Source organism: Aristaeella hokkaidonensis (assembly GCF_018128945.1).
Taxonomy (GTDB): Bacteria; Bacillota; Clostridia; order Christensenellales; family Aristaeellaceae; genus Aristaeella; species Aristaeella hokkaidonensis.
The window spans coordinates 1,786,661-1,800,926 of sequence record NZ_CP068393.1 but is presented as its reverse complement, the minus strand read 5'-3'; the positions used below and the strand labels follow the sequence as shown (position 1 = coordinate 1,800,926).

General features: G+C 56.9%; 11 protein-coding genes. All 11 read left to right on the top strand.

Annotated elements, in window-relative coordinates; genetic code table 11:
* Positions 1 to 366: 366 nt before the first annotated feature.
* Positions 367 to 1,020, top strand: a complete 654-nt coding sequence (locus JYE49_RS08065) for a redox-sensing transcriptional repressor Rex (protein ID WP_093957182.1) — start codon at positions 367 to 369, stop codon at positions 1,018 to 1,020.
* Positions 1,001 to 3,703 (top strand): bifunctional acetaldehyde-CoA/alcohol dehydrogenase, encoded by a 2,703-nt coding sequence (gene adhE, locus JYE49_RS08060; protein WP_093957183.1) that lies wholly within the window; start codon positions 1,001 to 1,003, stop codon positions 3,701 to 3,703. The genes JYE49_RS08065 and adhE overlap by 20 nt, the downstream gene beginning before the upstream one ends.
* A gap of 14 nt (positions 3,704 to 3,717) precedes the next feature.
* Positions 3,718 to 4,467 carry a phosphotransferase family protein gene (locus JYE49_RS08055; RefSeq protein WP_093957184.1) on the top strand — a complete coding sequence of 250 codons (750 nt, stop codon included), beginning with the start codon at positions 3,718 to 3,720 and terminating at the stop codon, positions 4,465 to 4,467.
* An 18-nt stretch (positions 4,468 to 4,485) separates the two neighbouring features.
* Positions 4,486 to 4,728, top strand: a complete 243-nt coding sequence (locus JYE49_RS08050; protein ID WP_093957185.1) for a (2Fe-2S) ferredoxin domain-containing protein — start codon at positions 4,486 to 4,488, stop codon at positions 4,726 to 4,728.
* 60 nt (positions 4,729 to 4,788) lie between these two features.
* A complete protein-coding gene (locus JYE49_RS08045) occupies positions 4,789 to 6,465 on the top strand; it encodes a [Fe-Fe] hydrogenase large subunit C-terminal domain-containing protein (RefSeq protein WP_304582559.1) in 1,677 nt (558 codons plus the stop codon).
* Positions 6,458 to 7,627, top strand: a complete 1,170-nt coding sequence (locus JYE49_RS08040) for a SpoIIE family protein phosphatase (RefSeq protein WP_093957187.1) — start codon at positions 6,458 to 6,460, stop codon at positions 7,625 to 7,627. The genes JYE49_RS08045 and JYE49_RS08040 overlap by 8 nt, the downstream gene beginning before the upstream one ends.
* 9 nt (positions 7,628 to 7,636) lie before the next feature.
* On the top strand, positions 7,637 to 9,058 hold the full coding sequence (locus tag JYE49_RS08035) for a 4Fe-4S dicluster domain-containing protein (protein ID WP_093957188.1): 1,422 nt from the start codon (positions 7,637 to 7,639) through the stop codon (positions 9,056 to 9,058).
* A 220-nt stretch (positions 9,059 to 9,278) separates the two neighbouring features.
* Positions 9,279 to 9,650 (top strand): hypothetical protein, encoded by a 372-nt coding sequence (locus tag JYE49_RS08030; RefSeq protein WP_093957189.1) that lies wholly within the window; start codon positions 9,279 to 9,281, stop codon positions 9,648 to 9,650.
* On the top strand, positions 9,647 to 10,207 hold the full coding sequence (locus JYE49_RS08025; protein WP_093957190.1) for a DUF2087 domain-containing protein: 561 nt from the start codon (positions 9,647 to 9,649) through the stop codon (positions 10,205 to 10,207). Before JYE49_RS08030 ends, JYE49_RS08025 begins: the two co-directional genes overlap by 4 nt.
* Before the next feature lie 134 nt (positions 10,208 to 10,341).
* Entirely contained in the window at positions 10,342 to 11,457 is a 1,116-nt protein-coding gene (locus tag JYE49_RS08020; protein WP_093957191.1) for a hypothetical protein, read from the top strand.
* A gap of 102 nt (positions 11,458 to 11,559) precedes the next feature.
* Positions 11,560 to 14,196 (top strand): cation-translocating P-type ATPase, encoded by a 2,637-nt coding sequence (locus JYE49_RS08015; protein ID WP_093957192.1) that lies wholly within the window; start codon positions 11,560 to 11,562, stop codon positions 14,194 to 14,196.
* Positions 14,197 to 14,266 lie beyond the last annotated feature (70 nt).

The window sequence follows — 14,266 nt, the reverse complement described above, 5'->3', positions numbered from 1 at the left end:
CCACTGGAGAGCTCACTTCCTTTCGGTTGACCTCTCGGGGCTGCCGCCCGTTTTCCGCTGAGAAAGAGCCACTGGCTCTTTCTCCAGGCGCTACAAACCCTCTTAGGAATTTCAGCCACTGGCTGCCCTCAGAGGTTCGCCCTCCACGGTCGGAATGACAGCCTTGCGTGTTGTCAGGCTAATTGAAAAGAGTATAGATTGTTGAGTTTTCAAGGGGTTGACCTGCTTCGGGAGGGAGCGGGTTTTCTTTTTATATCGATATATCGATAAAGAGTTATCGATATATATATAACTCATATACGGTTTTGGTAATTCCGCTGAGGCGCCTGATCTTCTATAATAACCCGCGGCAAGGAGGGAAGGGCCATGAGGAGCAGTACGCTGTCCAAAGCGACGATGGGTAGGCTGCCGTTGTATCTGCAGTTTATCCGCACCGTACAGACGGAGAATGTTTCATCCGCGACTGTTGCCCGGGCATTGGGACTGGGCGAGGTTCAGGTTCGAAAAGACCTGGCCAGCATCTGTCCGGCGGGGATGCCGAAGATTGGCTATCCGACGGAGCGGCTCCGGGAAGACCTGGAAGCAGTGCTGGGCATGAAGCAGACGATCCCTGCGGTGGTGGTCGGCGCCGGTAAACTGGGCAGGGCCCTGATGGCCTATGACGGATTCCGGGAGTACGGGCTGGAGATCGCGGCGGCGTTCGATACCCGCGTGACCGATTCAAGCCACGAACGGAAACCGATCCTTCCCATGGAAGAGATGACCGGATGGTGCCGGGAACATGAGGTTCACATCGGGATCCTGACCGTACCGGCAGGAGCGGCCCAGGAGGCTGCGGACCAGATGGTGAACAGCGGCATCACAGCGATTCTCAGTTTTGTTTCCGTGCCGATCCGGGTACCGGATACCGTGACGGTGAAGCATGAAAACATTGCGTTATCCCTTGCCTGCCTGAAGATCGTAGCAGGCATGTCCAATGAAACAACGGAGGAGGATTCACATGGATCAGAAGACCTATGAAACGGTGGACAGCCCGGAAACACTGGAGGCTGCCATAGCCCGGGTGCGGGAAGCACAGCGCCAGTACGCCTCCTACACCCAGGAACAGGTGGACAGGATTTTCCTGGCAGCGGCAACCGCCGCCAATCAGGCCCGCATTCCCCTGGCCAGGATGGCTGTTGAGGAAACCGGCATGGGTGTGGTGGAAGACAAAGTGATCAAAAACCACTATGCCAGCGAATATATCTACAATGCCTACCGGGACACCAAAACCTGCGGTGTGATTGAAGAAGACAAAGCCGGCGGTATGAAGAAGATTGCGGAGCCCATCGGTGTGGTGGCCGCCGTGATTCCGACCACAAACCCAACATCCACTGCCATTTTCAAATCCCTGATCTGTCTGAAGACCCGCAACGGTATTATCATCAGCCCCCATCCCCGTGCCAAACAGGCCACGATCGCTGCCGCGAAGGTAGTGCTGGAAGCAGCGGTCAAAGCCGGCGCACCGGAAGGCATCATCTCCTGGATTGACGTGCCCAGCCTTGAAATGACCAACACCGTGATGAAGGAAGCGGACATTATCCTGGCGACCGGCGGTCCCGGCATGGTGAAGGCGGCCTACTCCAGCGGCAAGCCAGCCCTGGGCGTGGGCGCCGGCAACGTGCCCGCGGTGATCGACGAAAGTGCGGATATCCTGCTGGCAGTCAACAGCATCATCCATTCCAAGACCTTCGATAACGGCATGATCTGCGCTTCTGAACAGAGCGTGATCGTCGTGGACAGCGTCTATGACAGCGTGAAGGCTGAATTCGCTGCCCGGGGCTGCTGGTTCCTGAAGGGAGAAGAGCTGAACAAGGTCCGGAAGACCATCCTGATCAACGGCGCCCTGAACGCAAAGATTGTGGGACAGAGCGCATACAGGATTGCCGAGCTTGCGGGTGTGACCGTTCCGGAAGGCACGAAGGTGCTGATCGGTGAGGTTGAATCCGTGGATATCTCCGAGGAATTCGCCCATGAGAAGCTATCCCCGGTGCTGGCAATGTACCGGGCACAGGATCTGGAAGACGCGTTTGCGAAGGCTGACAGGCTGATCGCGGACGGCGGTTACGGCCACACCGCTTCCCTGTATATCAATACCCAGAAGAAGCAGGAAGTGCTGGATGCTTTCGCGGCCCGGATGAAGACCTGCCGCATTGTGGTGAACACCCCATCCTCCCAGGGCGGCATCGGTGACCTGTACAATTTCCGGATGATGCCTTCTCTGACGCTGGGCTGCGGCAGCTGGGGCGGAAACTCCGTGTCTGAAAACGTGGGTGTGAAGCACCTGCTGAATATCAAAACCGTGACGGAAAGAAGGGAAAACATGCTCTGGTTCCGCGCTCCTGAAAAGGTATACATCAAGAAAGGCTGCCTGCCGGTGGCCCTGAGCGAACTGAAAACCGTGATGGGAAAGAAAAAGGCCTTCGTGGTAACAGACAGTTTCCTTTACCACAACGGCAACACCAAGCCGATTACCGACAAGCTGGATGAGATGGGAATCAGCCATGCCACCTTCTTCGACGTAGCGCCCGATCCGACCCTGGCCTGCGCCAAAGCCGGCGCCGAGCAGATGCGCCTGTTCCAGCCGGACGTGATCATCGCCCTGGGCGGCGGAAGCGCCATGGACGCGGCAAAGATCATGTGGGTGCTGTATGAGCATCCCGAGGTTGACTTCATGGACATGGCCATGCGCTTCATGGATATCCGCAAGCGGGTATATACCTTCCCGAAGATGGGCGAAAAGGCGTACTTTGTCGCGATCCCCACTTCCGCCGGAACCGGCAGCGAAGTGACTCCCTTCGCGGTTATCACCGATGAACAGAGCGGCGTAAAGTATCCGCTGGCGGATTACGAGCTGCTGCCAAATATGGCAATCATTGACACGGATTTCCATATGACCGCCCCCAAGGGCCTGACCGCGGCCAGCGGTATCGACGCGGTGACGCACGCGCTGGAAGCCTACGCTTCCATGCTGGCAACCGACTATACGGACGGACTGGCCATCCAGGCACTGAAGAACATCTTCACCTACCTGCCCCGGGCTTACGATGACGGCATGACGGACGTGGAAGCCCGTGAGAAGATGGCCAACGCCGCCACCATGGCTGGTATGGCTTTCGCCAACGCTTTCCTGGGTGTGTGCCACTCCATGGCGCACAAGCTGGGCGCCTTCCATCACATTGCCCACGGCGTGGCCAATGCACTGATGATTGAAGAGGTGCTGCGGTTCAACGCCGCGGAAACCCCGGCCAAGATGGGGACCTTCCCCCAGTATGAATATCCCCACACCATGCGGCGGTACGCTGAAGTGGCGGAAGCACTGGGCATTACGGAAGGTACCGACGAAGACAAGCTGGAAGCGCTGATCAAGAAGATCAATGACCTGAAAGCCTATGTGGGCATCAAGTCCACGATCCGGGATTATGTGCCGGATGAGAAGGACTTCCTGGACCGGCTGGACGCCATGACAGAGCAGGCCTTCGACGATCAGTGCACCGGCGCCAATCCCCGGTATCCGCTGATGAGCGAAATCAAGCAGATGTACCTGAATGCCTACTACGGCGGGAAGCACTTCACCGAAACGGCCAAGCCCACTGAGTATGACATTGCCACCTACGAGGATGACGCGGCCAAGAAAGCCTATCGTCCCGGACATAAGCTGTGAAAGGGGGAAGGACAATGAATCAGGATCGAGTAATTGCCGTACGGAACGCCAAGACGATTTACCGGGACGGAGACCGGTGCCTGAAGGTGTTCAACGCTGAATATTCCAAGGCAGACGTGCTGAATGAAGCGCTGAACCAGGCCCGCATCGAGGAAACCGGACTGCATATCCCCAAGGTTCTGGAAGTGACCGTGCTGGACGGAAAATGGACCATCGTGTCCGAATTTATTGCCGGAAAAACCCTGAGCCAGCTGATGAAAGAAAACCCCGACGATAAGGACAAATACATCGGGCAGATGGTGGACCTGCAGCTGGAAGTGCAGAGCAAAACCTGCCCGCTGCTGAACAAGCTGAAGGACAAGATGAACCGCAAGATCAGCCAGGCCAGCCTGGACGCCACCATCCGGTATGATCTTCATACCCGGCTGGAGGGAATGCCGAAGCACAACAAGGTGTGCCACGGCGACTTCCGTCCCTCCAATATCATCATCGCGAACGACGGAACGCCCTACATCCTGGACTGGAGCCATGTGACCCAGGGCAATGCCTCCGCCGACGCGGCCCGGACCTACCTGCTGTTCTGCCTGAAGGGCGATACCGAAGGCGCTGAAAAGTACCTGGACCTGTTCTGTGAAAAGAGCAACACGGACAGGCGGTACGTCCAGAAGTGGATGCCGATTGTGGCGGCCAGCCAGTCGGTGAAGGGCAACGAACAGGAGCGGGAATTCCTGCTCAGATGGGTCAACGTGGTGGAGTACGAATAAGAACGGAGGATAAAGCATATGAAAATCACAGTGTGTATCGGGTCTTCCTGCCACATCAAGGGATCACGGCCGGTAGTTGAACAGCTGCAGGCCCTGATCGCGGAGAATGATCTGGGAGACCGGATCGAACTGGGCGGCACCTTCTGCATGGGCAAATGCCAGCAGGGTGTGTGCGTGACCGTGGACGGGGCACTGTTCTCCGTTTCACCTGAAAGCGTAAAGGAATTTTTTGAGAAACAAGTGAAGGCGAAGCTGGCGTAAATCAATACGCACCGGGCGGAGGAAACACCGCCCGGCGCCTTTTTGCAAGGAGGAAGCCGCATGCCGCACGGCCTGACACTGAAAAAAACAAACTGTAAAAACTGTTATAAATGTATCCGGCACTGCCCGGTGAAATCCATCCGCTTTTCGGGAAACCAGGCCCATATTATCGGCAATGAGTGCATCCTGTGCGGTACCTGTTTTGTTGTCTGTCCGCAAAATGCCAAGCAGATTGTGGACGAGACGGAAAAGGTGAAGGTAATGATCCAGAGCGGGGAGCCCGTTGTGGCCTCCCTGGCGCCTTCCTTTATCGCAAACTATCCCGGCGTGGGTATTGAAAGCATGCGGGAAGCCCTGCAGAGACTGGGCTTCCGGGACGCGGAGGAAACCGCCCTGGGAGCTACCCAGGTGAAGCGGGAATACGACCGTATGCTGCGGGAGGATGACCGCGATATCGTCATCTCTTCCTGCTGCCACAGCGTCAACCTACTGATCCAGAAGTTCTTCCCGCGGGAGCTGAAGTACCTGGCGGACGTGGTTTCGCCCATGCAGGCCCACTGCCAGGACATCAAAAAGCGGATTCCCAACGCGAAGACGGTGTTCATCGGACCCTGCCTGGCCAAGAAGGATGAGGCGGAATACTACGAGGGAATCGTGGACGCCGTGCTGACCTTTGAGGAACTGACCAGCTGGCTGCGGGCGGAGAAGATCGGCCTGCGGCAGGATATCACCCCTGAACCCAACAGCCGGACACGGTTCTTTCCTACAACCGGCGGCATCCTGAAGACCATGGACTGCGACGCACCGGATTATACCTACCTGGCAGTGGACGGCGTGGAAAACTGCATCGCGGCCCTGAAGGACATCGAGAGCGGAAGGATCCACCACTGCTTTATAGAGATGAGCGCGTGCAAGGGCAGCTGCCTGGGCGGCCCGGTGATGGAAAAGAACCGGTGCAGCCCCGTGCAGGATTACCTTGCGGTGTCTTCCTTCGCAGGGGACAGCGATTTTGAAATCCGGCAGCCGGAGAACCGGCAGATGCGGAAGTTCTTTGAGCCCATTGACCTGAAGGCGGCCATGCCGTCAGAAGCGGAAATCACGGAGATCCTGCGGGAAATGGGCAAGTTCAAGCCCAGCCAGGAGCTGAACTGCGGCTCCTGCGGATACGATACGTGCCGGGAAAAGGCGATTGCCATCTACCAGGGAAAGGCCGAAATCTCCATGTGCCTGCCTTTCCTGATGAACAAGGCGGAGAACATGACGGACGCCATTTCCCGCAATTCCCCCAACGGCATCCTGATGCTCAATGACCGGCTGGAGGTTCAGCAGATCAACCCCATGATGATGAAGCTGCTGAATATCCATGATGCCGGCGCGGTGCTGGGCGACCAGGTGGTGCGCATCCTGGATCCGCTGCCCTTCATGAAGGTGCAGAAGACCCACAGGGGGATTTTCAACGAGCGGGTATACCTGACCGAATACGGCTGCTATGTGGAGCAGACCGTGGTGCCCGCGGAGGAAGGCCGGATGATCCTGTGCATCATGCGCGACGTGACCATGGAAGAGGAAACGCGCAGAGAGAAGGAAGAGATCAGCCGGCAGACGGTGGAAGTGGCAGACAAGGTGGTGGAGAAGCAGATGCGCATTGTGCAGGAGATTGCTTCCATGCTGGGCGAGACCGCTGCGGAAACCAAGATTGCGCTGTCCAAGCTGAAGGAGTCGATTACCAATGAATGATCTTTGCTGCGATATCGGCTTCAAAAGCATTAACCATACAGGCGAACAGCTGTGCGGCGATCATGTGGATATCGCCGAGCAGGAGGATGGCTCCACGGTGATCGTGCTGGCGGACGGACTGGGCAGCGGCGTGAAGGCCAGCATCCTGTCCACCCTGACCAGCAAGATCATTTCCACCATGCTGGCGGCGGGCCTTTCGCTGGAAGAGTGCGTGGAAACCATCGCCGCCACCCTGCCGGTCTGCTCGGTGCGGGGCGTGGCCTATTCCACCTTTACCATCCTGCGGATCATCCAGAACCGTATGGCGGAAGTGATCCAGTATGACAATCCCCATGTGATCCTGCTGCGGGACGGCGCCAACTGGGACTATCCCCGGCAAGAGATGTCCATCGGCGGGAAGCAGATTTACCGCTCGGTGATCCGGCTGCAGGAAAACGACGTGTTCATTGCCATGAGCGACGGCTGTCCCCATGCCGGCATCGGCGTAGGATACAACTTCGGCTGGAAGCGGGAAGATATCATCTCCTACATGGAGGCCATGAACCTGTGCGGGTATTCCGCAAAGCTGCTGTCCACCATGCTGGTGGACGAGTGCGACCGGCTGTACGGCGGGAAGCCCGGCGATGACGCCACGTCCTGTGTGGTGCGGATGCGCAGGCGGGTGCCGATGAATATGCTCTTCGGCCCGCCCGGAAACCGGGACGATACGGACCGGATGATGAGCCTGTTCTTTGCCAAGGAAGGGAAGCATATCATCTGCGGCGGAACCACATCCTCCCTGGCGGCAAAGTGGCTGAACAAGCCGCTGCGGCCTTCCCTGAACTACGAGGGAGACATTCCGCCCATCGCGAAGCTGGAAGGTGTGGACCTGGTGACCGAAGGCGTGATCACGGTGAACCGGGTGGTGCAGTACGCCCAGGATTTCATCGGGGACAATACCTGCTACGACGAATGGAGCAATCGCAAGGACGGGGCTTCCCTGATCAGCCAGCTGCTGTTTGAGGAAGCGACGGATATCAACTTCTATGTAGGCCGGGCAATCAATCCGGCGCATCAGAACCCGGACCTGCCGATCAATTTCAGCATTAAGATGAACCTGGTCCAGGAATTGAGCGCGGCACTGCAGAAGATGGGCAAACGGATCAAGGTCAGTTATTTTTGAGGTGAGAGCATGCATAAGTTTGATACGAAGGTTCAACATCTGAAATACAAAGTGCTGCGGGAAGTGGCGCGCCACGCCTGGAATGATACGCTGATGGAAAACGTGATGGACATCCCGAAGGCCATTGTGCCCGGCAAGGTGCCGACTATGCGCTGCTGCGTATACAAGGAGCGGGCGATCCTGGGAGAACGGGTCAAGCTGGCTATGGGCGGTGGAAACTCGGACAACATCATCCAGGTGATCGACATTGCCTGCGACGACTGCCCCGCGGTGGGATACCAGGTTACGGAATCCTGCCGGGGCTGCCTGGCCCACCGCTGCGAGGACGTGTGCAAGCGCGGCGCGATTTCCTTCGACCACAAGCACGAGGCGCACATTGACAAAACCAAGTGCGTGGAATGCGGCATGTGCGCCAAGGTATGCCCCTACAGCGCCATTGTGAACCGCAAGCGGCCCTGCCAGAATGCCTGCAAGATCAAAGCCATCTCGATCAACGAGGATAACGCGGCGAAGATTGACGACGAGAAGTGCATCCAGTGCGGTGCGTGCGTATATCAGTGCCCCTTCGGCGCCATCTCTGACAAGTCCTTTATCATCAATGTAATCGATATGCTGAAGCGGAGCCGGGACAACAGCAAGTATAAGGTGTACGCGCTGGTGGCGCCCGCCATCGGCAGCCAGATGAACTACGTGAAACTGGGACAGGTGATCACCGGCATCAAGAAGCTGGGCTTCTATACGGTGGTGGAAGTGGCCCTGGGCGGTGACATGGTGGCGCAGACGGAATCCAGGGAACTGGTGGAGAAGGGATTCCTGACCAGCTCCTGCTGCCCGGCGTTTGTGCGCTACGTCAAAACCGCTTTCCCGGCACTGGCTCCCTACATCTCCCACAATATGTCCCCGATGGCAACCCTGGCCAAGTATATCAAGGAACATGAGGAAAACGTGAAGATCGTCTTCATCGGGCCCTGCACGGCCAAGAAGGCGGAGGTGCAGCTGGACAGCGTGAAGCCCTATGTGGACGCGGCAATCACCTTTGAGGAACTGCAGGCGTTGTTTGACAGCCGGGATATTGACCTGACCACCCTGGAGGAGGCAACGCTGGACAATGCCTCCTACTTCGGCCGGATTTTTGCCCGGAGCGGCGGACTGTCCGACGCGGTTGCCGAAGCGCTGAAGGAACAGCAGCTGGACGAGTTTGAACTGAAGGCCTGCACCTGCGACGGTATTGAAGAGTGCAAGGCTGCCCTGATGCGCAAGAGCCGGAATGCCCTGGACGCGAACTTCATCGAAGGCATGGCCTGCATCAGTGGCTGTATCGGCGGGGCAGGCAACCTGACCCACGGTGAAAAGAACAAGGCGGCGGTGGACCAGTACGGTCATGAAGCGCTGGAAAAGACCATCGCGGACGCGGTATCCATGCTGAAATAAACAGTTTCAGAATGCGGGAGCCCCTGAGGAATCAGGGGCTCTTTTTCTCATTTCCCTTGCTGTTCGAATAAATGATTAGATAAACATCTAAATAGTATTGCAAATCCGATTAGACTATGATATGATAAAAATGCGCCAGGGTAATGATGTGTATTTCGAAATGGACTTCAAGCGCCGGCTACATCGATTATACCGGATGCGGATAAATGGAGGTAACAGTATGATTGAACAGAAAGTATCTGAAATGAACAAATGGTTTGATGAAAAGATTGCGGCGTGCGGACAGCGCGACCGGGAACTGACTGCGGATGACCGGCAGGATGAAGCAGTTTTTGAAAAAGTGAAGGGCAATATCTATGACAATTACCGTACTATGCTGGGGGCGGGCGTGCGGATCGGCAGGGGAGATCCCGCCGCGGTGAAGCAGTTCTTTATCGGGTGGACGGAGACCATTCCGGCCAGCTGGAAGACCGCGTATGAAAAGGCGAAGGAACACGACGACCTGGCCAGGATGCAGACAGAGCAGGTCAAACTGGACGTGGTTCATGAAATCCGTGAACAGTTTGAAAAGGTATGGGAGGGAGCAGAATGACAGAAACCGAAGCTATCCGGCTTTTCAAATGCCTGTCGGATAAATCCCGGCTACAGATCCTGAAATCGCTGGCGATTGAGGATATGTATGTGGAACGCCTGGCCGAAAGACTGGGGATTTCCGCACCGACGGTATCCTTCCATCTCAAGAAGCTGGCGGATGCCGGGGCTGTAACATCCTACAAAAGCCAGTACTATATGATGTACTCGCTGAACAAGGCTGTGTTTGAGGTTAGCATCCTGAAGATTATCCAGGAAGAGTCTGACGAGGCCCGGGAGCAGGCGAAGCGGGACGAAGAATACCGCCAGAAGGTCATCAATGCCTTCTTTGAATACGGAAAGCTGAAAGCCATCCCTGCCCAGCAGAAGAAGGAACGGATCGTGCTGGAAGTGATTGCCGACGCCTTCGAGTATGACCGGATTTATCCGGAACGGGAAGTGAATATCATCATTGCGGATTTTCATGACGATTTCTGCACAATCCGCCGGGACCTGATCTCGGAAGGCCTTCTGGACCGGAATTCCCAAGGATACTGGCGGATTAAACCGCAGAAATAATCCAGTATGTGCAGCGCGGCCCCGGTGTTTGTCACCGGGGCCGCGTTCTGTATCAGATCCGCTGTTTTTTTGCGTGTGCAGATGATATACTAGAGCAGATCTGGAACTCATAACAGAAAAGGAAAGAAGCACCCATGAAATACATACTGCAGATATTTGCGGGATCATGGCACGCGGAACATGACAAGCCGGAGGACATGATCCGCAAAATTGAAGAGATTTCCGCCCGGATTCCGGTTGAAAAGGTGATTATCGGCTGGAATACGGATGCGGCAGTTTACAGGACGCTGGGGACGTATCTTCACGAAAAGGGCATCCAGATGGTGCTCTGGCTTCCGGTCTTTACGGAGATCAGCGACGTGGCGGAGACCGAGCCGGCGGTGGACCTTTTCGGGAGACCGATTGAAACTCCCGTCGAGCAGGAAGGGAAGGCATTCGTATTTTCCTGCCCGTCGTCCCGGCGGAATATCCAGGCTGTGAAGGACGTATATGAGCGTTATTTTGCTGAATGCGGCTTTGACGGGGTATTCCTGGACAGGGTCAGGAGCCAGTCCTTTGTGACCGGTGCGTCCGGCGTTTTAAGCTGCGGGTGTGAAAACTGCAGGCAGGTTTTCCGGCAAAAAGGCGTGAATACAGATGCTGTCCGGGAACAATATGAGCTGAAAAAGGATTCCTTTTTTGACATGTCGGCTTATCCGACGGACGGGCAGTTTGTCCTGGAAGATCCGCTGGCCCAGCGCTTTTTTGAGGCAAAGGAAGAAATCATAGCCGAGTCAGTCTGGGATCTCAGCCGGTTTTTCAAGGAGAAAGGCCTGATTGTCGGGCTGGATCTGTTTGCTCCGGTTGTCAGCCGGTTTGTGGGCCAGAACTACGGGATGATCACGAAGTACGCTGACTTCATCAAGCCGATGCTTTACCGGAGGACAGACGCTCCCGCGGGAATCGGATATGAATACGCGCTGTTTGAACAGCATGCCCCCAAGGCCCGAGGCCGCGTCAGCCTTCCGGAAGGCATCACCCTGCTGGAAACCCAGCTGGATGCGGTGGGGAAGGTTGCATGCGGGAAATATCCGGGGATTGAGATCAATTATGATAAGGAAATTGTCAGGACGGATCCGGACTATATAGCGGAATCCCTGGCTGCGGTCAGGCGTCACGGATTTGAAGGCGCCGCGTTATGCTGGAATATCATGGAAGCGCCGGAAACGCATATTGAGGCGGCTGTCAGACAGGAAAATGAACAGCGGTAATGCAGCCGGCGCTTGAATTGTGCGGCCGGTCCGGTATACAATGGCAAAAACAGGATATTCATTCGTAGGTGATACTGCATCAAGCAGAGGAGGGCAAAACGATTGAAACCGTATCTTGAGGAAAAAGAGGCTGTACTGGCAGAGGCGGGTTCCTCCATGGAAGGCCTGAGCGACGAAGAGGCTGCGGTACGGCTTGTCCGGGATGGACACAACAAGCTGAAGGAAGGCGAAAAGGAAAGCCTGATCAGGAAGTTCCTCGGGGAACTGAAGGATCCCATGACCATCGTCCTGATTATCGCTGCGGTGGTAAGCGCCATCACGGCATTGTATGCCGGTGAGAGCCTGACCGATACCATCATCATCCTGGCGGTGGTGCTGATCAACGCCTGCCTGGGCGTTTACCAGGAGAGCAAGGCGGAGGCCGCAATTGAGGCGCTGCAGCAAGTGGCGGCAGCTACCGCGAAGGTAATCCGCGGCGGCCACCTGAAAACCATCCACGCGGACGAAGTGGTCCGGGGCGATATGCTGATCCTGGAGGCCGGGGATGCTGTGCCCGCGGACGCCCGGATTGTGGAATGCGCGTCCATGAAGACGCAGGAAGCGGCCCTGACCGGTGAATCCACGGATGTGGAGAAGCAGAGCGAAGCGCTGGCAGCCGCCGAGAACGGGGAAGTCTCCCTGGGCGACCGGAAGAACATGGTGTACATGGGCTCCATCGTCACCTATGGACGGGGACACGCCGTTGTGACCGGCACAGGCATGGATACGGAAATGGGCGCCATTGCGGATGCCCTGACCAACGCGAAGGACGAGGAGACACCCCTGCAGATCAAGCTGAAGGAACTGTCCCGGAAACTGTCCGCCATGATCCTGGTGATCTGCGCCTTTGTGTTTATCGTCAACCTGGTGCGGAACGGCGGAAAGGCCGTCCTGGACACCTTCATGATCGCGGTTTCCCTGGCCGTGGCGGCCATTCCGGAAGGCCTGAGCGCGGTGGTAACGGTGCTGCTCTCCATCGGCGTGACCAAGATGAGCAAGAACCATGCCATTATCCGGAAGCTGACGGCTGTGGAGACCCTGGGCTGCACCCAGATTATCTGCTCGGATAAAACCGGTACCCTGACCCAGAACAAAATGACCGTGGTCCGGAAAGTGACTGACGATGAGAAACTGCTGATGTCCGCCATGGCCCTGTGTTCCGACGCGGAGCTGGAGGAAGGGGAGGCTGTGGGCGAAGCGACCGAATGCGCGCTGGTCAACGACGCCAACCGGAACGGCATGCCCAAGGAAGAGCTGGCGGCAGACCTGCCGCGGGTGGATGAAGCCCCCTTTGATTCTCTGCGCAAAATGATGACCACCCTGCACCGGATGGGTGCCGGGCATGGATTTATTCAATTTACCAAGGGCGCCCCGGATGAGGTGCTGCGCCGCTGTACGAAGATCTGGCAGGGCGGCCAGGCGGTTCCGATCACCAAAGAACAGCGGGAGCAGATTCTTGCTGAAAACAAAGGGATGGCGGACCAGGCCCTGCGGGTGCTGGGCGCTGCCCAGCGGATTTATGACGAGCGTCCTGCTTCCAACGCCGCTGAGGATCTGGAGCAGGATCTGACCTGGATCGGCATGTGCGGCATGATCGATCCCATCCGGCCCGAAGTGAAGGACGCCATACAAAAGTGCCGCAGCGCCGGCATCCGGCCCATCATGATCACCGGCGACCACAAGGATACAGCTACGGCTATTGCCCGGGAACTGGGCATCCTGCAGCCCGGCCAGATGGCGATCACCGGCGCGGAACTGGACGCGATCCCGGACGAAGTGTTTGCGCATGACGTAAGGCGCTATTCCGTCTATGCCAGGGTGCAGCCGGAGAATAAGGTGCGCATCGTGAACGCCTGGAAGGCGCTGGGCATGGTGACAGCCATGACCGGAGACGGTGTCAATGACGCCCCCTCCATCAAGAGCGCGGATATCGGCGTGGGCATGGGCATTACCGGTACCGACGTGACCAAGTCCGTGGCGGATATGATCCTGACGGATGACAACTTTGCCACCATCGTTTCCGCGGTCGGCGAAGGCCGCCGGATCTATGACAACATCCGCAAGGCCATCCAGTTCCTGCTGTCCGCCAACCTGGCGGAGGTGCTGGCGGTGTTTTCCGCCACGCTGATGGGCTTTACCATTCTCAAACCGGTCCACATCCTGTGGATCAACCTGATCACAGATACGCTGCCGGCAATCGCGCTGGGCATGGAGGATGCGGAAAAAGACGTGATGCAGCGTCCGCCGCGGCACCGGAAGGAAAGCATCTTCGCAGACGGGCTGGGCTTCGGTATCGCCTTCCAGGGGCTGATTATCGCCGCCGTGACAGTGTTCAGCTACTTTATCGGACACCGGATGGAAAGCGGAGCCTGGGGGATTGCGGAATCCCCGGCCGGCATGACCATGGCTTTCCTGACGCTGAGCATGGTCGAAATTTTCCATTCCTTCAATATGCGGTCCAGGCATGCTTCCTTGTTCAGCCTGAAGAAGCAGAACATGTGGCTGTGGGGAACGCTGGCCTTCTCGCTGCTGATTACAGCCGCGGTCATCTTTGTGCCGTTCCTGAACAAGGCTTTCTCCTTTACGCCGATCACGCTTGCTGAATACCTGACAGCGATGGCGCTGGCCCTGGTCGTGATCCCGATTGTGGAGATTGAAAAGGCGATCCGGCGCTGGACGATGCGGAAAAACCGCAAATAAAACCCTGAAATTTGTTCTTGACACGGGCGTTTGTTCCGTAGTATAGTCATCCCAATATTTTTCGGAAAGG

Bases quoted from the DNA above. Each gene is read 5' to 3' on its own strand.
- JYE49_RS08065 (WP_093957182.1), top strand. From the start codon at position 367: ATGAGGAGCAGTACGCTGTCCAAAGCGACGATGGGTAGGCTGCCGTTG.
- adhE (WP_093957183.1), top strand. From the start codon at position 1,001: ATGGATCAGAAGACCTATGAAACGGTGGACAGCCCGGAAACACTGGAG.
- JYE49_RS08055 (WP_093957184.1), top strand. From the start codon at position 3,718: ATGAATCAGGATCGAGTAATTGCCGTACGGAACGCCAAGACGATTTAC.
- JYE49_RS08050 (WP_093957185.1), top strand. From the start codon at position 4,486: ATGAAAATCACAGTGTGTATCGGGTCTTCCTGCCACATCAAGGGATCA.
- JYE49_RS08045 (WP_304582559.1), top strand. From the start codon at position 4,789: ATGCCGCACGGCCTGACACTGAAAAAAACAAACTGTAAAAACTGTTAT.
- JYE49_RS08040 (WP_093957187.1), top strand. From the start codon at position 6,458: ATGAATGATCTTTGCTGCGATATCGGCTTCAAAAGCATTAACCATACA.
- JYE49_RS08035 (WP_093957188.1), top strand. From the start codon at position 7,637: ATGCATAAGTTTGATACGAAGGTTCAACATCTGAAATACAAAGTGCTG.
- JYE49_RS08030 (WP_093957189.1), top strand. From the start codon at position 9,279: ATGATTGAACAGAAAGTATCTGAAATGAACAAATGGTTTGATGAAAAG.
- JYE49_RS08025 (WP_093957190.1), top strand. From the start codon at position 9,647: ATGACAGAAACCGAAGCTATCCGGCTTTTCAAATGCCTGTCGGATAAA.
- JYE49_RS08020 (WP_093957191.1), top strand. From the start codon at position 10,342: ATGAAATACATACTGCAGATATTTGCGGGATCATGGCACGCGGAACAT.